The sequence below is a fragment of the Agrobacterium leguminum genome, assembly GCF_005144435.2.
Classification (GTDB): domain Bacteria; phylum Pseudomonadota; class Alphaproteobacteria; order Rhizobiales; family Rhizobiaceae; genus Agrobacterium; species Agrobacterium leguminum.
Genome location: NZ_CP120212.1, coordinates 2,208,323 through 2,232,698, shown reverse-complemented (window position 1 = coordinate 2,232,698; position 24,376 = coordinate 2,208,323). Strand labels below are relative to the sequence as shown.

Sequence of the window (24,376 nt, the reverse complement as noted above, 5' to 3'; positions counted from 1 at the left end):
CTTCCCCGGATGAAAACCGAACCGAATCAACTGCTTCGCTCTTGAAAGGTGATAGCCGAAAAGGCACGCCGTTTACACTCCATTCACTATGTTTATCTCACTTTGGAACGAGTTACGCCGAGAAGTGTTTGCTTGCCGACCGCGCTGGAGCGGCGGGAAATAAAACGGAACCGGTCCCGCCGCTACGGGTTTAGTTGAAGCCTCGGATGATCCGCAACCGCACTACAGTTTTCAATCCGATGCTCTGAAACACAGAATGGAGGCAGGCATATGTTGGCAGACGTCTTGCAAAACGAACCGGGTTTCCGCACGGAACAGCCGCGTGTGCTGATCGTGGAAGACGAATTCCTCATCGCCATGGATATAGAGGATTCCATTTTGCAGGCGGAAGAAGAGGCAGATGTCATCGGCATCGCCAACCGGCTGGAAGACGCCGTGGCGCTTGGTAGCCGCGCCGATATCGCCTTTGTCGACGTCAACCTTGCCGATGGACAGACCGGTCCGGAGATCGGCCGGCGGCTTTCTGAAGATCATGGCGTGGTGGTGATCTTCATGACGGCAAACCCCGAAGTCGTCGTCAATCTCGGCATCGGCGCCGGCGTGATCGCCAAGCCCGTGCCGCAGGATGCCGTGGAACAGTGCCTCGCCTATGCCCTTGCCAAACGTGCAGGCACCCATGCCGTGACGCCCATCGGCATGATGGCTTTCGACTGAGATATTTCCTGAAGACAAAGGTAAGACGCTGAAAACAAAAAAGCCTGCCGCGGGAGGAGGTGCGGCAGGCTTTTTGAAAAGATGAACAGCGATATGGGAGGAGGAAAACCGCTGTCCCCGGGGCAATCCTTTGGGAGGAGGAGTAGGATCACCCACTTTACCAAAAGGATGTGGGAGGAGGTACATCCCTTTCGATGATTGGAAGATAGCATTTTTCTGCGCATTTGACAGGCATAAGCTTGCAGTACAGATATGCATTCAATGCATGGCGATATTTATCGCCTGACGCCGAGAAAACCCCACCCTTCGGCTCGGACTTCCGCATCGCCGGATTATCTGGCGGATATTCGCGGTGAAAGCGTCCCATATCCCCCAAAACAAAAACGCCCGCTGAGCGGGCGTTTGGGCATTCAAAAGAGGCGATGTCGCCTTGATTACCTGCCAACGGCGGCACGGGCGACGCTGGTGATCTGGCTACGATCGATACCGAGATCGTGCAGTTCACGGGTGCTCATACGGCCGAGTTCGTTGATGGTCTGACGATATTTGCGCCAGTTATTGAAGCTGCGTGCTACGTTCATGACATTACCCTTTCTGAGGTTTAGGTGACGTCAGTAACGTTTTCGTTCCGGCGTCCTTTGATGCCCTCTATATGCGCTTTTCGATGACGAATTAACAGGCAGAATAAGGCAATCCACCCATGCGCTGCGTGCACGGGTTCCAATCTGCGACCTGCGAAAATGAGAAAGGCAGCTGAAATTTTGGCAGCCTACTGAACCAGACCCCGTCCAGCAGCCTAGAATTTGTAGCGGACACCAAAGACATTGGCGTTTGTCGCGCCCTTCATATTGCCCAGCGTCTTGCCGCCGCCGGAGCGGTGGTGAAGCCGCCAGAAGAATTCCGTCGAGGAATCCTCGCTGAAGGACACGTTGATCTCAGGCCCGAGATAAAACAAGACGTTTGCATTGCCGTTGTCCTTGATCTCCTGTTCCCGTTCGCGGCCGGGCTGCGCATCCGTCACAAGGCTCAGGCCTGCCGTGAAGCTCGGCGTGATAAACAGCCGCTCTCCGAGCCTGATCTGCTCGTAGCGTGCAACCGGACCCGCCCATACTTCACCCGTAAAGCCCTTGCCGAGCCTGGCGGCGACGCCGATTTCGCCACCGAGTTTCAGATTGCCGATATGGTAGGGATAAAACTGATAGCCGCCGCCCAGAATGGCATTGCGCTCATATTCCACCGGAAAGAGGGCCGCACTTTTCAGCATGTCCTCTTTCGTCAGGGCGCCGCCGAAACCGAATATCGCTTCGCTCGTCTCCGATGTCATATCTTCTGACGCGAGAGATGGCGTTGCCGCCAGTGCGATCATGGCTGCCAGTGACAGACGTGCTGCAATATTCATTTTGCTACTCCTGAACAAAGCCCGCTTACCCAGCCGTCCTCATAGGCATATTCACGGAAGGCGAACATACCGTTACCGAACACAATTAATTCAACTTGCGCGGAAATAGGCGGAATCAGCGCAGGAACCGCCTGAAACGGCGAAGCGCGAAAACGAAAAGCGCGGAGCCGATGGCCAGCAGCGCCAGCAATTGCGGCCAGACCACATCCAGCCCCGCCCCCCTGAAAAGCACCGATTGCGCCAGTATGACGAAATGGGTGTTGGGTGCGAGAAGCATGATGTACTGGATGATATCAGGCATGCTTTCACGCGGCGTCATGGCGCCGGAGAGCACCTGCAGCGGCAGCAGGAACAGGATCAGCAGCATGCCGAATTGCGGCATGGAACCGGCCACCGTCGCAAGGAAGATGCCCATCGACGTCATGGCGAAGAGCTGCAAGGCGGTGCCGAGCAGGAAGAGCAAGAGCGAGCCTTCGATTGGAATGGCGAGCAGGCCCCTGACGACGACGAACAGCGAAAAAGCAGACGCCACCAGCACGACAAGGCCCATGGACCAGACCTTGCTGAGCATGATTTCCAGCGGCGTGACCGGCATGACCAGCAGATGCTCGACCGTGCCATGCTCGCGCTCGCGAATGAGCGCCGCCCCCGTCAGCACGATCGACAGCATGGTGATGGCGGTGATGATGTTGTTGATCGACCCGAACCACGACTTGTCCAGTTCCGGGTTGAAACGGGAGCGTAGCGTCAGATCCACCGGCACCGACGTCGCACCGCGATAGCGGTTGATATACTCCTGAACTTCGCTCGTTACGATGCTCTGCACATAACCGCCGCCACTGAAAGCCTGGCTCATGCGGGTGGCGTCGATATTGAGCTGGATAGCGGGTTGCTGCCCGGCCATCAGCCGGCGCTGGAAATCCGGCGGGATATTGAGCGCGAAGGTATCGAGGCCCGCATCCATGCGCTTGTCCATTTCCGCAATGGAAATCTGCTTCGGCGGGGAGAAATAGGGCGGATAAAAAGCCGTGCTGATGCGCCCGGAAAGCGGCGACTGATCCTCGTCGACAATGGCGATGGCGGCATTGTTCAGCGTCTCCGGCAGCGCGCTGGAGCCGGTGTAGATCTGCAGCGTGAAGGCGTAGACGATGAGCAGCAGCAACATGCCGTCACGCGCAAGGCCGCGCAGTTCCTTGATGCCGAGCTGGAAGATGTTGGACGAAAACAGCTTCATGACGCCTGTTTCCTCAAAAGTGCGGCGCCGGCAATGAGAAGCAGCGGAATGGCAATGAGAAGCGGCAGGAACGAGCCGGAAAGCCCGGCGAAATCCAGCCCCTTGGAGAAGGTGCCGCGCGAAATGGTCATGAAATAGGTGGCGGGATAGATGTTGCCGATAAAGGCGCCCGCCCCCTGCAGCGACGAAACGGGATCGATCATGCCCGAATATTGCGTTGCCGGAATGAGCGTCAGCAGGGCCGTGCCGAAGATCGCCGCGATCTGGCTCTTCATGAAGGACGACATGAGAAGGCCGATGGAGGTGGCGATGATGACATAAAGCATCGCTCCCGTCGCATAGGCGAGATAACTTCCGGTGAAGGGCACCTGGAAAATGAAGATGGCGAAGGCCGTCAGAAGCAGGAAATTGAGCATGCCGAGGGCGACATAAGGAAGCTGCTTGCCGATCAGGAATTCCAGCCGTGTGGTCGGCGTCACGTAAAGATTGACGATGGAGCCGAGTTCCTTTTCCCTGACGACGCTGAGCGCCGCCAGCATGGCGGGAATGAGCATGAGCAGCAGCGGAATGACCGCCGGCACCATGGCGACAAGGCTCTTGACGTCCGGATTGTATCGATAGCGCGTTTCGATGCTGAAGCTGCTTTGCGTCGCCGCGCCGCCATATATCTCGGCGGCCTTGCGCGCCAGCCATGTCTGGTGCATGCCCTGCACGTATCCGCGAACGGTTTCCGCCCGCTGCGGCATGGCGCCGTCGATCCAGGCACCCACCTCCACCGTGTTGCCGCGCAACACATCGCGGCCGAAACCGGGGGGAATTTCAATGGCGAGGCTGAGTTCGCCATCGCGCATCCGCCGGTCCATATCGGCATAATCGCGGATCGGTTCCTTCTCGATGAAATAACGGGAGCCGGCAATGTCGAGCACGTAATCGCGGCTGATGGTGGAATCGTCACGGTCCAGCACCGCGAAGGTCAGGTCCTCGACATCGAGATTGATACCGTAACCGATGACGAACATCAGGATGACGCTGCCGAGCACCGCCAGCGTGCCGCGAATGGGATCCCGCTGCAGTTCCAGCGCCTCGCGGCGGGTATAGCTGAACATGCGCCTGAAATCGAAAAACCTCTTACGATTGGGTGCAGCATGTTGCGTCGCCGACACCTGCGCTGCCGCGACGGGTGCTGCCGCGGGCTCCGCCTTTTTCACGCCGGAAGCATCTTCGAGATAGGCGACAAAAGCCTCTTCGAGCGTTGCGGCATTTCGGCTCTTGGTAATCGCGTCAGGCGTATCGCTGATCAGCACCTTGCCGGCATGCATCAGCGAAATCCGGTCGCAGCGCTCCGCCTCGTTCATGAAATGGGTGGAGATGAAGATGGTGACATTGTCGTTGCGGGAGAGATCGGCAAGGATTTGCCAGAACCCGTCCCGCGCCACCGGGTCGACGCCGGAAGTCGGCTCGTCGAGGATAAGAATATCAGGCGAATGGATCATCGCCACCGCCAGCGACAGCCTCTGCCGGATGCCGAGCGGCAGGTCGTCCGGCAGAGTCTCCATGACCGCGCCGAGATCGAAACGCTCGGCCATTTCGGCGATACGCGGCTGAATGGTCTCTTCCGGCAACTTGAACAGGCGGGCGTGCAGATCGAGGTTCTGGCGCACCGTCAGTTCGGAATAAAGCGAGAAGGCCTGGCTCATGTAGCCGACGCGGTGGCGGATCGCCATGTCGCTGGCATCCACCTTGTGCCCGAAAAGCTTCGCCTCGCCTTCGCTGGCGGCCAGAAGCCCCGTCAGCATCTTCATGGTGGTGGATTTTCCGCAACCGTTCGAGCCGAGAAAGCCGAAAATCTCGCCGCGCGGAATCTTGAAGCTGACATTGTCGACGGCGGTAAAATCGCCGAAGCGCATGCTGAGATGCGACGCCTCGATGGCATAGTCGCCCTCACCCGCCACCTTGCGCGGCGCGATATGCACCTCGTGATAACCCTTGCGCTTTTCTTCGGGCAGGAGCGCGATAAAGGCGGCATCGAGATTGGGTGCGGAGGTGCGCTCGAGAAGTTCGGCAGGCGAGCCGGTGGCTAAAATCTTGCCACCATCCATGGCGACCAGCCAGTCGAAACCGGCAGCCTCTTCCATATAGGCCGTGGCAACGATGACGCTCATACCCGGACGCCCGGCCCGGATGGAATCGATCAGCTCCCAGAATTGCCGCCGCGACAGCGGGTCGACGCCCGTGGTCGGCTCATCGAGAATGAGCAGGTCGGGATCGTGGATCAGCGCGCAGCAGAGCCCCAGCTTCTGCTTCATGCCGCCGGAAAGTTTCATCGCGGGGCGGTCGGCGAAGGGCTCGAGGCCGGTATTTTTCAGCAGCTCGGCAATGCGCGCCTGCCGCTCCCTGCCGCCCTGCCCGAACAGCCGCCCGAAAAAATCGATATTTTCGAAGACGGACAGGGTGGGATAAAGGTTCTTGCCAAGACCTTGTGGCATATAGGCGATACGCGGGCAGGTATCCTCGCGGTGGCGCGGATCGGACATGTCGCCACCCAGAACCTCCACCTTGCCCTTCTGGATGGCGCGCGCGCCGGAGACGAGCGACAACAGGCTCGATTTGCCAACGCCGTCCGGGCCGATAAGCCCGATCATCCGCCCGGCGGGAATCTCGACCGATATGTCGGCCAGCGCAATGGTGCTTCCGAAGGTCAACCGCACATCGGCCAATCGCGCGACCGGTGCATGCCTGTAATTCGTTGCGGGAGGCGCGACCATGGTGGCCACCGTCACTTGACGAGATTGCGTTCGAGGTTTTCCGGCCAGGCGGCCTGCGGATCAAGACGGACATAGGCCATGCCGGGCAGCCCGGTTTTGACATATTGGATATATTTCTGCAGCAGTTCCTGCGGGATTTGCGCCCTCACCCGGAATGTCAGCTTCTGGCGTTCCTCTTCGGTCTCGACCGTTTTCGGCGTGAACTGCGCGACATCGGCGACGAAGGAAACCTTGGCCGGAATGGTGTATTGCGGCGCCGCGTCCAGTATCAGGCGAACGTCCGAGCCCATGGACGTGCGACCGGCCTCGGCCGTCGGCAGGAAGAACGTCATATAGACATCGCCGAGATCGACCAGATTTAGAACCCGTCCACCGGCGGACAGCACCTCTCCGGGCTGAGCGATCCGATATTGCACGCGGCCGTCGCGGGGCGATTTCAGCGTCGCATCGGCGATATCAGTCTCGATGCTTTCAATATCGGCCTGTGCGGCATCCACCGCCGCCTCGGCATCGACGATCTGCGCCTTGGCAGCGTTGATTGCGGCATCGGAGGCGGCAAGCGAGGCCTGCGCCGAGGCGAGCGTGGCGCGGGCGGACTGCTCGGCGGCCTCACTGTCATCGACGATCTGCTGCGAGACGGCGTTGCCGGTCAGCAGCTGTTTCGAGCGCGCATAGGTCTTGGAGGCGGAATCGAGCTGGGCCTTGCGCTGTTCCACCACCGCCAGCGCCGAGGTCTTTTCGGCCTCCCGTTGGGCGACGAGGCTGTGGGCCGTATCGATCGCTATTTTCGCGCGGCGAAACTGTGCTTCCGCCTGACGCTTCCTCGCCTCCAGTTGTGCCGTGTCCATCTGGGCAAGCACCTGCCCGGCCTTCACGAAATCGCCTTCACGCACCATGATGTCCTGAAGGCGACCGGCGGTTTTGGTGGAAATGTCGATCTCGACGGCCTCGATACGGCCATTGCTGGCCACGAAACCGGCGGGAAGTCCCTCACCCTTCAGCTTTGACCAGGAGAAATAGGCGACACCGGCAATAACCAGAATCACCAGACCAACGAGCAAGCCTTTTTTAGACATCCGTCTTCCCCATGAACCCTTCGAATTTCAACCCTAATACGATGAAACCGAAGAAGCCAGCCACCATTGCGTTTAGTATTCGCACCCGACATTTCTCCTGTTTGAGGGAGTGGGCCGGGTTAAGGGCTGTTTACGTGAGAGTGCGCTTTGCGGCTTTGACACAAGTCAAGTGCGCGGGAGGTTTAGGGCAAAAGCTGGAAGCACCATGGAGACTCACCGCCGAAATTAATGGGCGGCATGACAATCCCCGTCCGTCATGCTCGGGCCTGTCCCGAGCATCTGCTCCCTGTCAATTTTCGCTACGTGGTTGGTTCCTCGGGACAAGCCCGAGGATGACGTCGAATATGGAGAGAGGCGTGTCGGTGAACTCGACCGCAGACGAAAACCCGACGCCTCGCATTTTTCGCAGAAACCGCTGCCTTACACCGCCCGCGCCCGCTTCACCTCCACCTGCGTCCATTCCGGCAGCCAGTCGCGATGGGCCAGCAGCAGATCGTCCACCAGCGACCATATCTGGTCGAGATCCAGTTCCGCCGCCGTGTGCGGGTCCATCATCGCCGCATGGAAGATGTGCTCGCGGTTTTCGCTCATCAGCGCCCGCACCGTCAGTTCCTGCACATTGATGTTTGTGCGCATCAACGCGGTGAGCTGCGGCGGCAACTCGCCGATATAGGTGGGCTGCACGCCGTTGTGATCGACCAGGCAGGGAACTTCCGCCGCGCAATCCGATGGCAGCGAGGTGATGCAGCCATTGTTGCGCTGGTTGCCGTAGATAACCGAAGGTTCGCCGGTCCAGACCGAGTTGATGATGGAAGAGGCGTATTCCTTTGACTGCTTGACCTCGATCTTCTCGGCCGAACGATAGGCTGCCGCCTGCCCCTTCCAGCGCTCGATCTGCTCGATGCAGCGCTTGGGATATTCATCGAGCGGGATGCCGAATTTCTCGATCAGGTCCTCGCGCCCTTCCTTGATGAAATAGGGCGTATATTCGGCGAAATGTTCGGAACTTTCGGTGACGAAATACCCGAGCCGCGTCAGCATCTCGTAACGCACCTTGTTGGGGCAGCGCGGGTTCCAGCCGGGCTTTGGCGCACGGCCTTCGCGGTAGCCGCGCACGAGGTCGGGATAAAGGTTCTTGTAGCTGCCATCCGGCTGGCGGTGCTCGAATTCGAGGAAAAACGCCATGTGGTTGATGCCGGCCGAACGGTAACGGATTTCCTCATAGGGAATATCGAGATCGTGGGCGAGTTCCATGGCCGTGCCCTGCACGGAATGGCAAAGGCCGACCTGCCGGATCGTCGGATATTTCTCCGCAATCGCCCAGGTGTTGATCGCCATGGGGTTCACATATTGCAGCATGATCGCATTAGGGCAGACAGCCAGCATGTCCTCGCAAATCTTCCAGAGGTGCGGCACGGTGCGAAGGCCGCGCATGATGCCGCCGACGCCGAGCGTATCGGCAATGGTCTGGCGCAGGCCGTATTTGCGCGGCACTTCGAAATCGGTGACCGTGCAGGGCTCATAACCGCCGATCTGGAAGGCCACGACAACGAAATCCGCACCGGCGAGCGCCTTTTTCTGGTCCGTATAGGTCTCGGCCTTCGCCTTCGCCCCAAGCGTCGAAATCAGCTTGTTGACGACGATGGCGCTTTCTTCCAGCCTCTCGCGATTGATATCCATCAGCGCGATGGTGGCCCCCGAAAGGGCCGGACGCTGCAGCACGTCGCCGATGATGTTCTTCATGAACACCGTGGAGCCTGCGCCGATGAATGTGATCTTGGGATCTCTTGCCATATCTACCTCCAGCATTGGGAATTCAAGCGATTTCGAAGGCGGCCCGTACAAGCCGCTGAGTATATTCGGTTTTCGGATTTGTCAGCACATCCTCGACAGGCCCTTGCTCGACGATCTGCCCGCGCTGCATGACGATGACGCGGTGGCAGAGCGCACGAACCACTTTCAGGTCGTGCGAGATGAACAGGTAGCTCAGGCCCCGTTCATCCTGCAGCTTGCGCAGGAGATCGATGATCTGCGCCTGCACGGAAAGATCGAGCGCCGAGGTCGGCTCATCGAGCAGGATGAATTCCGGCTCCAGCGCCACCGCACGGGCAATGGCGATGCGCTGCCGCTGGCCGCCGGAGAATTCATGCGGAAAACGTGAGAGGATGTTGCCGGGCATGCCCGCCGCCTCCAGCGCATCGCGCACCCGCTCCAGCCTTTCGGCCTTGGTTCTGCCCAGCCCATTGACGACAAGACCTTCCTCGATGATCTGGCCGATGGTCATGCGCGGATTGAGCGAGGCGAAAGGGTCCTGAAAGACGATCTGCATACGCGATCGCAAGGGCCGCATTTCGGCGCGGGAGCGGCCATCGACCCTCTCCCCGTCAAAGACCACCTCCCCGGCCACCGGCTCGTTCAGCCGCAGCAGGGATTGGCCGAAGGTCGTCTTGCCGGAACCGGATTCACCGACAAGACCCAGCGTCTCGTGCCGATTGAGGGTAAGCCCCAGACTGTCGACGGCGATCAGCTCCTTCAGCTCCGGTTTAAACAGGCCGCCGTAACGCATCATGAAAGAGACCCGCACGCCATTCGCCGTCAGCAGCACGCCGGAATTTTCCGGCAGCGGCTTTGCCGTGCCATGCGGTTCGGAAGCAAGCAGCTTTTTCGTATAGGGGTGCTGCGGCGCTTCGAAGAGCTTTTCCGTGGTGTTATGCTCGCGCATCTCGCCATGCTGCATGACATAGACGTAATCGGAAAACTGCTTCACGATCGTCAGGTCATGGGTGATGAGAACCACGGCCATGCCGCGCTTCTTTTGCAGATCACGGATGAGGTTGAGGATTTGCGCCTGTACCGTCACATCGAGCGCGGTGGTTGGCTCATCGGCAATCAGCACATCCGGATCGTTGGAAAGCGCCATGGCGATCATCACACGCTGCCGCTGGCCGCCGGACAGCTGATGCGGATATTGCTTCAGCCGCGCTTCCGGTTCGGGTATCTGCACCTGCCGCAGAAGATCGAGCGCCCTCGCCTCGGCCTCTTTCCTGCTGAGTTTGGAATGAACGCGGATCGCCTCGACGATCTGGCTGCCGATCGTATAGATCGGGTTCAATGAACTCATCGGTTCCTGAAAGATCATCGAGATGCGGTTACCGCGCAGCGCCCGCCGCTGGCGGCTCGAAAACTTCAGAATGTCGTCGCCGTTGAAACGCACGGTCGCGGATTTCGAAACGGACGCCCGCTTCGTCAAAAGCCCCATGATGGTGCGGGCCGTGACGGATTTTCCCGAACCGGATTCGCCAACGATGGCGATCGTCTCGCCCCGGTAAAGCTGGAATGAGATGTCCTTCACCGCTTCCACCGTTCCGTGCTCCACCCTGAAGGTCACGGCAATGTTACGTGCATCGATGATAGCGTCGTCGTTTCGGTCATCGGCATCGAAGCGGATGGCGGGTGCGTAAGTGTTGTTCTGTGCAGCAGCAACCATGTTACGCTCCTCTCAATAGGGATCGACGGCATCGCGCAGGCCATCGCCCAGCGCGTTGAAGGCGAAGACTGTGACCAGCACGAAACCGACCGGTGCGAGAATCCAGGGATAGGAACCGATGACGGAATAGGTCGCCGTATCCTGCAGCATCAGCCCCCAGGAGATGAGCGGCGGCTTGACCGCAAAGCCGAGGAAACCGAGGAAGGATTCGAGCAGCACGACGCTCGGAATATGCAGCGTCACGGCGACGATCACATGGCTCATCACATTCGGCAGGATGTGCTGGAAGATAATGCGCCGGTCGGTCGCTCCGACGGCAATGGCCGCCCGCACATAATCGATACGCGCCAGCGCCAGCGTCTTGCCGCGCACCTCGCGTGACATCTGCGCCCAGCCGAGCGCCGACATGACGCCGACCACGAAGACGAGGAAAACGGTAGTGGGTGCGGTTACCGGGATGAGCGAGGTCAGTGCGAGGTAAAGCGGCAATTGCGGGAAAGCCAGAACCACTTCGACAAAGCGCTGCACCCATGCATCCAGCGGCCCGCCGAAATAGCCTGATATCAGCCCGACACTGGTGCCGATGACGGTGACGATGGCGACGACGCTCAAGGCAATGGCAAGCGAGATGCGCGAGCCATAGATGGCGCGCGACAGCACGTCGCGTCCGAACTTGTCAGTGCCGAGAAAATGCACCGGCTGGCCATCGGTCGAGCCGAAGAAGTGACGGCTCATCGGGATAAGGCCCAGCAGCCTGTATTCCGCACCTTTGACGAAGAAGCCGAGATAGACGGGATTGTCGTAATCCGGCCCGACGATGGGCTGGAAGGTGACAGGATCAAGCTCTTCCGTTTCGGCGATGGCATAGACGCGCGGCGCAAGGCTGACATTACCGTCCTTGTCGGTGAAGCGCACCACCTGCGGCGGCGAGAAGCTGCCATGGGTTTCGAGTGGGTTCATCGGCGCGAAGAAATCTGCAAAGATGGCGATCAGGATCAGCAGCGCCACCAGCACCAGCCCGACCATGCCGGTGAAGGAGCGCCGGAGACGCCGCCAGACCAGCGCGAGATAGGTCTCGTTGCCATGGGCGGAACGGTCGGGCTTTGCTGCGGCGGTTTCGGTCTTCATCTCGTCAAACGCCATCATCTCAGGCCCTCCCGAATTCACGGACGCGCGGGTCGAGAATGGCGAGCAGCATGTCGGCGATGATGTTGCCGACGATCAGCGTGGCGGCCAGCACCATCATGAAGGTTGCGGTGACATAGACATCGCCCACCGCCATGGAGCCGACGATGGCCGGGCCGACGGTCGGCAGCGCGAAGATGATCGCGGTTTCGATCTCGCCGCTCAGCATGTAGGGCAGTACGACCCCCTGATACATGACGAGTGGGTGCACGGCGTTCGGCACCGCATGGCGCATGATGACCGCACCTTCAGAAAGCCCCTTGGCGCGCGCAGTCTCGACATATTGCGCATTTAGCGTATCGAGCAGATTGCCGCGCATCACCCGCATATTATAGGCCAGCCCACCGAAGACGGCGATGGCGACCACCGGCCAGACGTGGCTGACGAGATCGACGAATTTGCCCCACGACCATGGCGCACCGCCATATTGCGGCGAGAAGAAGCTGCCAATCTCAGACACGTCGAAATGAAACACCATGAGGTAGACGAGGATCAGCGCCATCAGGAAACGCGGGATCGTCATGCCGAGGAAGGCTATGGTCGACAGCAGGTTGTCGACCCAGGAATATTGCCGTGTGGCGGCCCAGATGCCGAAGGCGATGCCGAGAACGGACGCAAAGATGTGGCAGACCAGCGCCAGCGCGATGGTGCGCGGCAGGCGTTCGCCAACCACATCGGCTACCGGCTTGTTGTAATAGAAGCTGTAGCCGAAATCGCCACGGGTGACGATGCCGCCGATCCAGTTGAAATATTGAATGACGAGCGGCTTATCGAGGCCGTGTTCGACACGATAGGCCTGCGCCTGCGCTTCTGCCTGTTCGAAAGACGCGCCGCCCTGGTTCATCAGCTGCGAGCGGATGTAATCGGCATAATCGCCGGGCGGTGCCTGAATGATGGCGAAGGTCACCACGCTCAGGATCAACAGCACCGGAATGGCGGAGCCTATGCGTATCGTCAGGAATCTCAGCATCGAACGGTTTTCCTCCGTTTGGGCGGGCCGTGATGGATACGGTCCGCCGGGTGCCTCCGGCCGCGCTTCACGCGCGACCGGTACCGGGTGTTCTCCGGGAGGAGTACTTCAAGATATTCGCATTTCCAGACGGGAAACCGGGGTCCAGTTTTACCGGAAATGCTTTAGTTGATCGGCCCGCCCTCACCCGGCTTGCCGGGAAGCTGCTGCGGGAAGAGTTCGTATTTGCCCTGCTTATCCGCCGCGACCCAAAGGCGTTCGCGAATGATGGAATCTTCGGCCCAGTTGAACATGAAGATCGGTGTGCCCTGCGGCACATTCGAGAACCGCTTGTTGACGATCAGCGCGCCGGGATATTCTGTGAGACCGATCGTATAGAGGTTCTGCGTATAGACCTTCTGATACTGCTTCATCAGTTCCGCCCGCTCGGCATTGTCCTGCGAGGAGATGAACTTGCGAACGATGTCGGCCATCTCCTTCTCGAACGGCATCAGATCGAGTTCCTTGCCTTCGGGCGAGCGGTGGTTCCAGCTGGTGCGCGGGCCGACAGGGGCAAGCTGCTCGGTATTCTGCACGACGGACGAAAGCTCGGTGGAATTGCGCCGCACCAGCCAGTCGAACTGCCCGCCATAATGGGCGGCATCACGCTGGTTGGAATCGAGGCTGTTGATGACGACGCGAAGGCCTAGTTTCGCCATCTGGCCAACAAGACCTTCCGCGAGGCTCTTGTCCGTCGCGTAACCGTTATTGACGAGAAGGGTAATTTCGACATTGCGGCCACCCAGCGTTTCCTTCGGGAAATTCAGGAAACCATCGCCGTCCGTATCCTTCAGGCCGATCGAGGCGAGTGCGGCCTTGGCGGCCTCGAGGTTGAAGGGGTAATAGACCGTGGAGGCGCGATCATAGAAGCTGGTACCAGACGAAATGCCGCCCGGATAGATCGCCGTGAACGGCCCTTTCACCAGCGAGTCGCCGACTGCCTTACGGTCGATGGCCGATGTGACGGCCTGACGGAACACCTCGTTGCGGTTCAACTCGCGAATGGCCTGCCCGCGCTCATCCGGATTGCCCCAGCCATTGGCGGAGAAATTCATCTGCAGATTATAGCCGATGAGCCGCGGCCCGAAGGCAAGGCGGGCCGGTGCATTGGGATCGGCGGCGCGTTTCAGCGAGGCGACGAAATTCTCCGGCTGTTCAAGGTTGGAGAAATCGCCCGACCCAGCCACGGCCTGCACATCGCGGTCGGCCCAGGTGGAAAGCTTGTAATGGACCTCGTTGAGATAAGGCAGCTGCTGGCCCTTCTCATCGACCTTCCAGTAATAGGGATTGCGCCGCAGCACGATGATGTCATCAGGCCGATAAGCGACCGGCACCCATGCCCCCATGACCGGCATGTTCATATATTCCGGCGGGAAAGCGTTCTTGAACTGGTTATAGGTATTCTTGGAATATTTCGGATGCTGCGGTTTCAGGATATGCGACGGCCCGGGGCAGAAGCTCGGATAGGCCATGGTGTAGAGATATTGCTTGGGAAAGGCGCTCTTGAAGGTCCACTCCACGGTATAATCATCAACCTTCGTGAGCGTCGTTCCCTCACCGAAAGCCTCGGGCGATGCGCCGCCGCCAAGCGGTGAAACATTGGGATCGACGACCGCATCTTCCCAGTAGAACATCACGTCATCGGCGTTGAAGGGCTCGCCATCCGACCATTTGGCGCCCTTGACGAGATGCATCGTCAGCTTGTGGCCATCCTCGGACCATTCCCAGCTTTTGGCCAGATTGGGCAGCGGTTCGGTATCCTTGGCATCCACCTGGAAGAGAGGTGCCGTGCGCGTCAGGCATTCGGAAAGGGCGATATCGATGCCGCCCCAGCCCTGGCTCTGGCCGGCAATATAGTTCCAGCCCTCGGGCCTGCCGCCCACCACATGGCGCATCGTATCGCCGTAAACGCCCATACCGTCGGGCATATTGCCGGTCTTGTAGACCAGCGGTTCCTCCGGCAGGCGCTCTTTCAGGGGCGGCAGCTTGCCGGTCTTTTCGAATTTCTCGCTGACCCAGTCAGGCTCGCTGTAGTCAGGCAGCGCCTTGAATTCGAGGATCGAGTCGCGCGCCACATAATTGATCTTGCCTTCGGCCGGAAATTGCGGCGGCTCCGGCGGCGTGGCGGTCTCGAAGGCATTCGCACTGAGTGCGATCATCGAAACACCGAGACCCAGTGCCGAGATGATACCGATCTTGCGTTGAAGTAACATCGTCATTCCTCCCAAATGGCAGCTCTTCGACCGCCCACCCTCTGTGATCGTTCTGGCCGTGGCGGCGAACTCCCTTTCGCCGCCCGGCCTGTTCCCATGTCTTTTCCTTCAAACAGCCTTTTTCAGCGCCGATTTTTCGGCCCGCAGTTCTTCGATGGAGCGCACATTGCGGCGGGCGGCACCGGCCCAGTCGCGGGTCTTGACGCTGGATTTCGCAAGCCGCTCCTTTGCCGCCGGTACTGCATCCGCATATTGCGGCAGCCAGCGCGCCTGCGCGACGACCATCTCGTCCACCATCTGCCAGACCTCCTCCGGCGTGGCGACGGCGCCGGCCAGCGGATCGTGCAGCACGGCAAGCTTCAGAAGATCGATATCGCCGCTGACCGCCGCATGGACAGACATGCGTTGCACGTTGATGGAGGCCATGCAGGTGGCCGCACAGGCTTCCGGCAGGGTCACGCCCGAGACCATGTTGATGCCGAAACGGTCGACAAAACCGGGGGATTCGATGATGGCGTCCGATGGCAGATTGGTGATGACGCCATTGTTCTTGACGTTGAAATGGCCGCGATAGACACGCCCGGTTTCCAGCGCTTCCAGAATGTGGCTCGCATGTTCGTTGGAGCGCTTGGCCGGATCGATGAGCTTGGCGGCGGATGCCAGGAACTGTGGAAACTCGGTTTCGAACCAGTTACGCGTTTCGGTGGAGTGGCGGAGATAACCGCCGGTTTCGCCGTGAATCCAGTCGGACATGTCGATCCAGCGGGCGATTTCTTCCGGCCGCTTGCGATACCACGGCAGATATTCGGACAGATGACCGTTGCTTTCGGTCGAATAAACACCGAACCGCTTCAGCACGTCGATGCGCAGTTTCTCCTGCTGCGAGAAGACCGGATGCGCCTCGAAGGCGGCGACCAGCTCGTCCTTGCCGATCTTGCGACCGTTGAGCCTCAGATCGATGAACCAAGTCTGGTGGTTGATGCCGGAGCAGATGTAGTCCAGCTCGGACACGCTTTTCGCACCGAGAATTTCAGCGATCTGCTCCGCGCCGTGCTGAACGCCGTGGCAGAGACCGACCGTATCCACCTTGCCATATTCGATGGCCGCCCAGGTGTTCATAGCCATCGGGTTGGCGTAGTTCAGGAATTTCGCACCCGGCGCGGCGACTTCACGGATATCCTTGCAGAAATCCAGAATGACCGGAATGTTGCGCTGACCGTAGAGAATGCCGCCGGCGCAGATCGTATCGCCCACACATTGGTCGATGCCGTATTTCAGCGGAATGCGGATATCGTCCGCATAGGCTTCCAGCCCGCCGACCCGCACGCAGCTGATGATGTATTTCGCACCCTCGAGCGCCCGCCTGCGGTCGGTATCGGCCGTCACCTTCACCGGGAAACCATTGGCCTCGACGATCTTTTCGAGGATCGCCCTGATCATATCCAGATTGTGCTGGCTGATATCCGTCAGCGCGACTTCAATATCGCGAAATTCCGGCACACACAGGAGATCGGTGAACAGTTTTTTCGTGAAACCGACGCTGCCTGCGCCAATAATAGCGATTTTGAAACTCATAACGCCACCTCTGTTGTAAATCGAACGGGTGAAACGGGCCGAAGGATCGTAAAATGGCATTGCAGAAAAATACCCGTGAGAATCCCGGAAAACCGGCCTTCATCTCCAATTTTTCAGCAACAATATCCTGCTGGCTGTCTCCTCGGATCGGGATTATGCGTATAATATCGGTGAGGACCAGAGAAGGATTATGCTTTCATGGGTAATTTTGTGCTGCGAGATTTGATCGCTCAGGGACCCGGCATGCGAACGGTCTCGCTGCCGCGCGGCCGCCAGACGCTGCACACCATGCCGACCAGCAGCGGTTATGAAATCCGCAGCGGCGGCAATTACGACTGGGACGGGCGCAAACGCGGCCAGACGCCTTTTACCGTGCTGCAATATTGCATCGCCGGACAGGGCAATCTGCGTTACGAGAACCGCCATTATGTGGTGAGGCCAGGCGAAACCCTGCTGCTGCTCATTCCCCACAATCACCGCTACTGGCTGGAAGAAGGCAAAGAATGGGAGTTCTTCTGGATTTCCATGAATGGCGAGGAAGCCCTGCGCATTCACCGCAATATCCTTTCCGTCACCGGCCCGATCCTCAAACTCCAGCCCGAGACCGTGGATCACCTTGCCGAATGCTGCTCGCGCCTCGTCAATGGCGCGGAAACGCCAGGCGCCGCCTCCGCCGTCGCTTATGAAGCGGCGATGACGCTTTATGACGATGTCTTCGGTTCTCATCCTTCTTTCGGCGGCGAATATCGCACCATGCAACAGGTGCTGAGCTACATCGACAGCCATCTCGGCGAACGGCTTTCGGTCAGCGACCTTGCGGCGGTGGCTGGCCTCAGCCGCGCGCATTTTTCCCGCATCTTCGCAGCGAGCGAGGGCCTGTCGCCGGCGGAATTCGTGCTGCAGCGACGCCTGCGCCGGGCGGCGAAGCTTCTCACCTCGGCGGCCAACCTTCCCATCAAGGAAGTGTCGGTGCTGTGCGGTTTCGAGGATCCGAACTATTTCTCCAAGGTTTTTCGCAGGCTCTACGGCACCAATCCGAGCGAATTCCGCACCACCGGCATGTATGCGAGCGTGCGGCAGGGCTGAACGACAAAACGACTTCGTTTTGACATTTTTCAGGCGATTAAGGATGGGCGTTACGCCCTATTTGGAGACCCGCCGAGGTGAAGAGCATAATCCGGACGATCCTCGTCTTTCCGCTTCGGGCGATCATCGTTTTCGCCCTGATCCTCGACGGCATTTTCCGCCCGCTCTACCGGCCTGTCATCAGGGCCATATCCGGGCTGACATTCATCAAGCGACTGGAAAGCCGGATCGCGCGATTGCCGCGTATTGCCATTCTCCTTTGCCTCGCGGTGCCCTTCGCCATCGCCGAACCCATGAAGATCATCGGCCTCGTCCTCATTGCCCATAGCGCCTTCAAGATGGGGCTGGCTCTGACGGTCTTCGCCCATCTCGCGACATTCCTGATCGTCGAGCGCATTTATCACGCCGGCCGGGAAAAGCTCCTCACCTATCCCTGGCTTGCATGGATCATGCGCTATGTGCGTTTCGCACGGTCGTTTTACGATCGCTTCAAACTCGCGGCGCTGAACTGGGTCAGGCTTCGGCTTCTCGCGCAATAGAGGCAGAGCGCCCCGTCACCGTTTGCGGCGCAGCCTCTTCAGGAAATATTCCACAAGGGCAGTTGACTGCAAGGCAACGAGAATAATGACGATACCGAACACCACACGGGCCTCCGGCATCTCGTCAAACAGGAAATATCCGACAGCGGTCACGAACAGGATCGATAGATAGCCAACGGGTGCAAGGACACTGGCATCGGCAATGCGATAGGCCCGCAGGAAGCAATATTGCCCCAGTTGCGCCAGCAGGCCGATGGCGAGCAACGGCCCCCAGTCGAGCGGCGCGACCGGCTTCCATGTCCAGATTGCCGGAACGGCGGTGATGACGGCAAGGCCGACCGTATAGAACACCATCATCACCGTGGTGTTTTCCTGCCGCAGCGCCCGCGTCTGGATCACCGCAAGAGCGCCGAACACCACCGAGACAAGGACAACCAGCACCCCCGCATTGAATGCCGCGCCGCCCGGCCCGATGACGATCAGAACGCCGACAAAGGCCAAGCACGCCCCCGCCCAGCGATATCGGCTCACTCTTTCCCCTAAAACGGCAACGGCCATCGCCATCGTCACCAACGGCCGCGAAAAACCGACAGCGTTGACGGTGGCAAGCGGCAGAAGGGTGATGGCGATAAAATTGCTGGTGAGCGCAATGGCGTTGCAGCAAATCCGGAAAATATTGCGCCATGGATATCGGACGCGCACCATTTCCATTCGGTGTCGCCAGACGAGCGGCAGAATGAAGAGCAGACCGATCATCGCCCTTATGAAGACGAGCTGGAAAGCTGGATAGGTAACGCCCTGCGCCTTGACGAGCGCGGTCATTCCACCCGAAACGAGGGCCATATCCATAAGCAGCCAGCCAATGCCCGCGCGGGCATTGGCGTCGCGCGGATTTTCCAGACTTTCGCTCTTTCCGTCGCCATTCACGCCGGCTGCACAAGATTGGCCATGAGGCGGAAGGCCCCCGGCACAAGCTTGTCCATCTGGTGATGCAGCACGAGGCTCGTATGGGTGTGACGACCCTTGCCTATGATACCGGAGACCAGCGCGCCCTTGAGCGGCTGCTCGTCGACATCATGCATCGCAAGCAAGGGCTCGTAGACATCGTCCCAGCGCGAGGCGAAATAAAGCCCGCGTTCCTTGTCCCAACCCGCCCAGTCGGCGGCATCGATCCTGTTGGGGCCGACAAGCAGCGGATGTTCGGGCGTCAGCACCGTCACCTCCGCCCGCGGGTCGGTCACCCGCCAGCGCAAGGAAGGCTTGCCGATCTCAAGCCGCCTCACAGGCGTCGTCTCCGGGTTCCATCCATCGGTCGGCCGGTGATAGAGTGTGACGAGATGGCCGCCATCTTCAACGAAACGATGAAGCTTTTCCGTTGCCGCGGCGAGATCCCTGCGGATGCCGAAAGCAAAGATGCCGATAACGATCGTCGTGAAGGACGACAGGTCGCCAGCAAGCGCCTGAGCATCGAGTTCGGTGACATCGAGGCCCATGCGCGAAAGCCAGAGACCCACCCTGTCAGCGCCACCGCCGACATAACCGACGCGCGCGCCTTCGGGCAGTTTGAGGTCCAGCGACAGAATCTTCAAAACGGAAGGCGCCAGAAACCTTGCCCTGCCGATATGCGGATAGGCGATCGGCGTGATCTGGAATGCGGGTTGCGAACCGACGAGCGCCTCGATCTGGGCAAGGCCCGCCTTCGCATCGCCAGTGCGTTCGGCAATCCAGTCGCCGCCACGCTTGCGCAGGTCCCAGCCGCCCGTATTCCTGAACGACAGCGGCGCATCGGCACCCTTTATATGCGCCTGAAAGACATGGGCGTCCTGCCCCTGTCCAAGCGGCACCAGAAGGGCATCTGGCGCAATCGTCAGCGACTGCGCGGGCGTCACGAAAAACGGCTCCTCCAGATCGAAGGCGGCCGAGACCTTTCTGCCTCCAACCGTTGCGGAAAGCACCACAGAGGCATGGCCATTGCCGCCTAAGGCTTTCCAGTCGGGCTGGTAAAGCCCCGAAACAGCAGCATCCCGATCGGCGGCAAGCGAAAAGACCAGCGTCTCATCACGCGACTGAATGGACGACGAGACACCCGATGGAAGGACCGGCGTGACCTCGACATCAAATTCAGCCGCCTTGTCTGAAAGCTCCACGGCAAGAAACGATGTCCCGCCCGGAACGATCTCCGCCGGCTCGGCATAGGCCCGCTCGAAAACATCGAGCGCCGTCAGGATAGCGGCGTCGACCTGCGCCCGCTTGCGCGCGATCCGATGCCCGTGCAGCTCCCTGAAATCCGTGGCTGCGGCTTCATCGACCGTCTGCAAAAGAGCCGCCGCCGCAAGAAGTGACGCCGTGATCCGCTGCCTGTCGGGAAATGCCGCGATTGCTTCGGTTATTGCCTGTTCGGCCTTGACCAGCGCCTTTGCCAGTCCGGCATCCAGCCCCGGAAAAGTCGCAAGGCCGGTGAGTGAAGACGGCAACCTGTCAAGGATCGAGCTTTCCTCGCCACCGACAGCATCCGAGAGTTCGAGATGCAGCGGCCAGACCTCCTGCGCCCGCTGCGGCCAATGCCCCATTCCCTGCGAGGCGTGATAATAACGCGACCATTCGCCGATGCGGTCATATTGCGCACCGGTGGCCTGCTCCCTGCCCGGAGCATTGATCGTCAGCGTCGTTTCCGGCGGCGGCACTTCGTCATCATAGGTGTCCCCACCGCCCGACCAGGCGGGAAGATAGAACTTCGCCACCTTCCACGGTTTCAGCCCCTCGGCGAAATGCTCGGGATAGGCGGCAGGATCGGCCGCGAGCGCGATGGCGCTCTTTGCCGCCCGCGTCATGGCGCGGTGGTGTCCGTGCTGTCCCGGCACATCGAGAAAGGTCGGAATGACGATATCCGGACGTTCCTTGCGGTAGGCGCGCACCAGTCGCTCGACGATGCGTTGCTGTCCCCAGCGGTTAAAGGTCTGGTCGCCATCCTTGGAAAAACCGAAGTCGTGAATGATATCCGCCGGGCCATGGCCGAGCCAGCTGATGTCCGCATCGATGACGCGAGCGGCCTCCTCCAGTTCCCGCGACCGGATGACGCCAAGCGCGCCGAGCCGCTCCGGCCCCAGCGCATTCTGCCCGCCCTCGCCACGCGTCGAGCAGGCGATGATGATCCGCATGCCGAGTTCCATGCGGAAATAGGCCAGAAGTCCGTTCTGCTCGTCGTCGGGGTGCGCGCCGGTATGCATGACGGTAACGGTGGATTTCAGCGCGCTCAGCTTGCGGTGCAGGCGTATAAGCCACGGATCGGCCATCTGCCGTTCGATGCGCTCCCGGGGGTTAAGCATGGGCGGTCTCCTCCAATATTCAGCCGGGTGCCTGCGCTGCGGCTCCCATGGATGTCTCGAGTTTTGGCGTGACGATATCGAACAGCGGCAAGGCGGCGGCACCGAGTGCGGCGGTCAATTGGCCGGACTTGCCGTGGATGACGCGGGGCAGTTCCCGCTGCCGCCGGCTCGCGACCGAGGTCGGCAAAGGCCCCATCTGCGCAATAATTTCGCTGATGACGATTTCAGGCAGCGCACCGCCGAGAATGACCGTCTGGGGATCGAGAATATTCTCGAGCATGGCAACCATGGGCGCCAGATGGGCGGCGGCCTCCTCGATCCATTCCATCACCACCGGATTGCCCGCTTTGAACAGGGCTTCCAGATCGTCAAGCTCCGTATCCACGACACCGGCGCAGACAAGTTTTTCCTTCAGCACGTAAACCGAGGCATAGGCTTCGAGGCAACCTCTCTGCCCGCAGGAGGGGCAAGGCCTTCCCTTTGGCGAGACGGTCACATGGCCGATTTCGCCGGCATTTCCGAACGCGCCGCGATAGGGCGATCCGTCCTGAATGATGCCGAGGCCGATACCGACGCCGAAATAGATCATGCAGAAATTCGGGATGGCCAGCCCCGCACCGAACAGCCGTTCCCCGACCGCTGCGGCCGTCGCATCGTTTTCCACCACGACCTGCTGGCCGCAGGCTTCCCCCAGCATCTGCCGGGCATCGATGCCGCCCCAGCCGGAAAGCGTCGTCGGTCCAACGGAAGTCATGCCATCGATCTCGAAGGGACCGGGCATGACAACTCCGGTGCCGAGCAGCCTGCAGTCGAGATTTTTCGCAACGGCAGCATGTTCTGCGGCAAAGGTCTTGAATATGGCGTCCGGCGTCGTGTCCTTGAGGGGAGTAACACGATGGGTACGCAACACGCCGGCAAGATCGAGACCGACCGTGACCATATGGTCGGCGGCGATTTCCACACCGATGGTCGCCCCGCCATCCGGGTTGACGGCGAACTGGATAGGCGGCTGGCCCCTGCCGGTGCGGCGGCGGCCGAGTTCCTTCAGCAATTCCTCGCCCATCAGCTCGTCGACGATATTGGCGACCGCCTGCGGTGTCAGATGTGTGATCTTGGCGATCTGGGCGCGGCCGAGCGATCCGTGCCGCCGGACGATATCGAGCACGACTCGCCTGTTGTGTTCGCGGCTCCGCTCAGGATTTTTTCCGATTGCTACGGGATAAGCGTCCACCGTGTGCACCGTCATCTCTTCAACTTCCCGTCTCTTAGAAAATTCATAGCGTCGAATTGACGATAAGCGCAATATAATAATTCAAGTAAATTATCTTATTGACAAATGCGCGCCTTCAGAGAACCGTAGAGAGCGACCGGGGGTCAGGCTTGCAGGGGCGGAAGAGGAAACTCCGCTGCCGGCAAATCGATGAGCGCGCGCGAAAGCGCGGATAAAGGGAACGATCGCTCCGCATCCGGAAGACCGGACGGAGGAAATGGAGGCTTACATGCGCAGGGCAACTCTGTTCGCCGGCTTGGTCGCCGGTTTCAGCACATTCGCATTCAACGCCGCACAGGCGGTTGAAATCGAATATTGGCAATATGTCTTCGATACACGCGTGAAGGCCATGGACGAGCTGATCGCGGAATTCCAGAAGGCCAATCCTGATATCACCGTCAAGCAGGTGACCTTCCCCTACGCCGATTACCAGACGCGCGTCATCGCCGCCAATCTTTCCGGCAAAGGCCCGGACGTGATGCAGCTCTTCTACGGCTGGCTGGATAAATTCGCAGCCGGCGGCATTTTGCAGCCGTTGCCGGCCGATGCTTTCCCGCATGACAAGATCGAAAGCGAATTTTTCCCCATCGTCAGCGCCATGAAGCGCGGCGACGATTATTACGGCCTGCCGACGGCGGTTCGCTCGCTGGCGCTCTTCTACAACAAGAAGCTCTTCACCGAAGCCGGCCTCGATCCCGCCAATCCGCCGAAAACGCTGGATGAATTCGTCGCTGCTGCGGAAAAGATCGCCAAGCACGATGCCGCCGGAAACCTCGCCGTTGCCGGCTCCACGCTCGACATGGGCGGACAGGACCATCAATGGTGGCGTGAGGTTCTCATCCGCCAGTTCGGTGGCGAGCCCTACACCGACAACGACCAGAAGGTCGCCTATAACAGCGAAGCGGGCGTTCAGGCCCTGAAGTTCTATACGAGCCTGCAGCTTGAGAAGAAGATCGGTCAGGTGGGCTTCATGGATGAAGGCCAGGCCGCCTTCCGCGCCGGCAAGGCGGGCATGACTATCGACGGCACCTTCCGTCTGGGATCCTTCAGGACCATCAAGGATTTCGAGTGGGGCGTGACCGAGCTTCCCACCAATGACAAGAATATCCGCTCCAACTATGCCAGCTATTTCGCCAACGGCATCAGCGCCAAGACGAGCGGCGAGGAACTGGAAGCCTCCAAGAAATTCCTTGCTTACATCTCCTCACCGGAGGCCATGGCGATCTGGCTGAAGACTGTCGGCGAGCTGCCGGCGCGGCGCGCTGCGGCGCTGACCGAAGAGAACCTGAAGGACCCGGTCTACGCGCCGTTCCTGAAGGGCCTCGAATACGCCCATACGACCCTGTTCAAGGACGAAGCCGCCCAGCGGCAGAATGCCATCGACATGACGAACCGGATCCTGCTCGAGGGCCAGTCCGTCGAGGATTCCGTCAAGCAGGCCGCCGAAGCCGAGCAGGAAATCATCGACGCGGCGAAACCTTAAAACCCGCAGGTCCGA

18 protein-coding genes are annotated in these 24,376 nt (G+C 59.9%); 4 read left to right on the top strand and 14 right to left on the bottom strand.

The window, feature by feature from the left end:
- Positions 1-270: 270 nt before the first annotated feature.
- Positions 271-714 carry a response regulator gene (locus tag CFBP4996_RS24700; protein ID WP_059756315.1) on the top strand — a complete coding sequence of 148 codons (444 nt, stop codon included), beginning with the start codon at positions 271-273 and terminating at the stop codon, positions 712-714.
- 434 nt (positions 715-1,148) lie between these two features.
- Here CFBP4996_RS24700 and CFBP4996_RS24695 read toward each other — a convergent pair whose 3' ends face one another.
- The 11 genes from CFBP4996_RS24695 to melA (CFBP4996_RS24645) all read right to left on the bottom strand — a co-directional run bounded on the left by CFBP4996_RS24695 (position 1,149) and on the right by melA (CFBP4996_RS24645) (position 16,657).
- Positions 1,149-1,295 carry a DUF1127 domain-containing protein gene (locus CFBP4996_RS24695; RefSeq protein WP_003521716.1) on the bottom strand — a complete coding sequence of 49 codons (147 nt, stop codon included), beginning with the start codon at positions 1,293-1,295 and terminating at the stop codon, positions 1,149-1,151.
- 215 nt (positions 1,296-1,510) lie between these two features.
- Entirely contained in the window at positions 1,511-2,113 is a 603-nt protein-coding gene (locus CFBP4996_RS24690) for a hypothetical protein (RefSeq protein WP_162936017.1), read from the bottom strand.
- Positions 2,114-2,228: 115 nt separating this feature from the next.
- Entirely contained in the window at positions 2,229-3,347 is a 1,119-nt protein-coding gene (locus tag CFBP4996_RS24685; protein WP_059756311.1) for an ABC transporter permease, read from the bottom strand.
- A complete protein-coding gene (gene rbbA, locus CFBP4996_RS24680) occupies positions 3,344-6,112 on the bottom strand; it encodes a ribosome-associated ATPase/putative transporter RbbA (RefSeq protein WP_080854785.1) in 2,769 nt (922 codons plus the stop codon). Before rbbA ends, CFBP4996_RS24685 begins: the two co-directional genes overlap by 4 nt.
- A gap of 11 nt (positions 6,113-6,123) precedes the next feature.
- Positions 6,124-7,188: an HlyD family secretion protein gene (locus CFBP4996_RS24675; protein WP_080853435.1), complete on the bottom strand. Its 1,065-nt coding sequence runs from the start codon at positions 7,186-7,188 to the stop codon at positions 6,124-6,126.
- A 420-nt stretch (positions 7,189-7,608) separates the two neighbouring features.
- Positions 7,609-8,982 (bottom strand): alpha-glucosidase/alpha-galactosidase, encoded by a 1,374-nt coding sequence (melA, locus tag CFBP4996_RS24670; RefSeq protein WP_080853436.1) that lies wholly within the window; start codon positions 8,980-8,982, stop codon positions 7,609-7,611.
- Between the two features lie 22 nt (positions 8,983-9,004).
- Entirely contained in the window at positions 9,005-10,675 is a 1,671-nt protein-coding gene (locus tag CFBP4996_RS24665) for an ABC transporter ATP-binding protein (RefSeq protein ID WP_080853437.1), read from the bottom strand.
- 12 nt (positions 10,676-10,687) lie between these two features.
- Entirely contained in the window at positions 10,688-11,821 is a 1,134-nt protein-coding gene (locus CFBP4996_RS24660; protein WP_080853438.1) for an ABC transporter permease, read from the bottom strand.
- A 1-nt stretch (position 11,822) separates the two neighbouring features.
- Positions 11,823-12,830, bottom strand: a complete 1,008-nt coding sequence (locus CFBP4996_RS24655) for an ABC transporter permease (RefSeq protein ID WP_080853439.1) — start codon at positions 12,828-12,830, stop codon at positions 11,823-11,825.
- Between the two features lie 164 nt (positions 12,831-12,994).
- Entirely contained in the window at positions 12,995-15,082 is a 2,088-nt protein-coding gene (locus tag CFBP4996_RS24650) for an ABC transporter substrate-binding protein (RefSeq protein ID WP_080853440.1), read from the bottom strand.
- A gap of 108 nt (positions 15,083-15,190) precedes the next feature.
- Entirely contained in the window at positions 15,191-16,657 is a 1,467-nt protein-coding gene (gene melA / locus CFBP4996_RS24645) for an alpha-glucosidase/alpha-galactosidase (RefSeq protein ID WP_080853441.1), read from the bottom strand.
- A gap of 198 nt (positions 16,658-16,855) precedes the next feature.
- Between melA (CFBP4996_RS24645) and CFBP4996_RS24640 the strand changes: the two genes are divergently transcribed.
- Together CFBP4996_RS24640 and CFBP4996_RS24635 are read left to right on the top strand one after the other, a co-directional pair.
- The gene (locus CFBP4996_RS24640; protein ID WP_080853442.1) at positions 16,856-17,743 is read left to right on the top strand and encodes an AraC family transcriptional regulator; all 888 of its coding nucleotides are present in this window, start codon (positions 16,856-16,858) and stop codon (positions 17,741-17,743) included.
- Positions 17,744-17,820: 77 nt separating this feature from the next.
- Positions 17,821-18,282: a hypothetical protein gene (locus CFBP4996_RS24635; protein ID WP_162936019.1), complete on the top strand. Its 462-nt coding sequence runs from the start codon at positions 17,821-17,823 to the stop codon at positions 18,280-18,282.
- A gap of 15 nt (positions 18,283-18,297) precedes the next feature.
- Here CFBP4996_RS24635 and CFBP4996_RS24630 read toward each other — a convergent pair whose 3' ends face one another.
- The 3 genes from CFBP4996_RS24630 to CFBP4996_RS24620 are packed head-to-tail and all read right to left on the bottom strand — an operon-like array spanning position 18,298 to position 22,854.
- Positions 18,298-19,209: a DMT family transporter gene (locus CFBP4996_RS24630; RefSeq protein ID WP_080853444.1), complete on the bottom strand. Its 912-nt coding sequence runs from the start codon at positions 19,207-19,209 to the stop codon at positions 18,298-18,300.
- The gene (locus CFBP4996_RS24625; RefSeq protein ID WP_080853445.1) at positions 19,206-21,608 is read right to left on the bottom strand and encodes a PIG-L family deacetylase; all 2,403 of its coding nucleotides are present in this window, start codon (positions 21,606-21,608) and stop codon (positions 19,206-19,208) included. Before CFBP4996_RS24625 ends, CFBP4996_RS24630 begins: the two co-directional genes overlap by 4 nt.
- Positions 21,609-21,627: 19 nt before the next feature.
- The gene (locus CFBP4996_RS24620; RefSeq protein WP_080853446.1) at positions 21,628-22,854 is read right to left on the bottom strand and encodes an ROK family transcriptional regulator; all 1,227 of its coding nucleotides are present in this window, start codon (positions 22,852-22,854) and stop codon (positions 21,628-21,630) included.
- Between the two features lie 241 nt (positions 22,855-23,095).
- Between CFBP4996_RS24620 and CFBP4996_RS24615 the strand changes: the two genes are divergently transcribed.
- Entirely contained in the window at positions 23,096-24,361 is a 1,266-nt protein-coding gene (locus CFBP4996_RS24615) for a sugar ABC transporter substrate-binding protein (protein WP_080853447.1), read from the top strand.
- Positions 24,362-24,376: the final 15 nt, after the last annotated feature.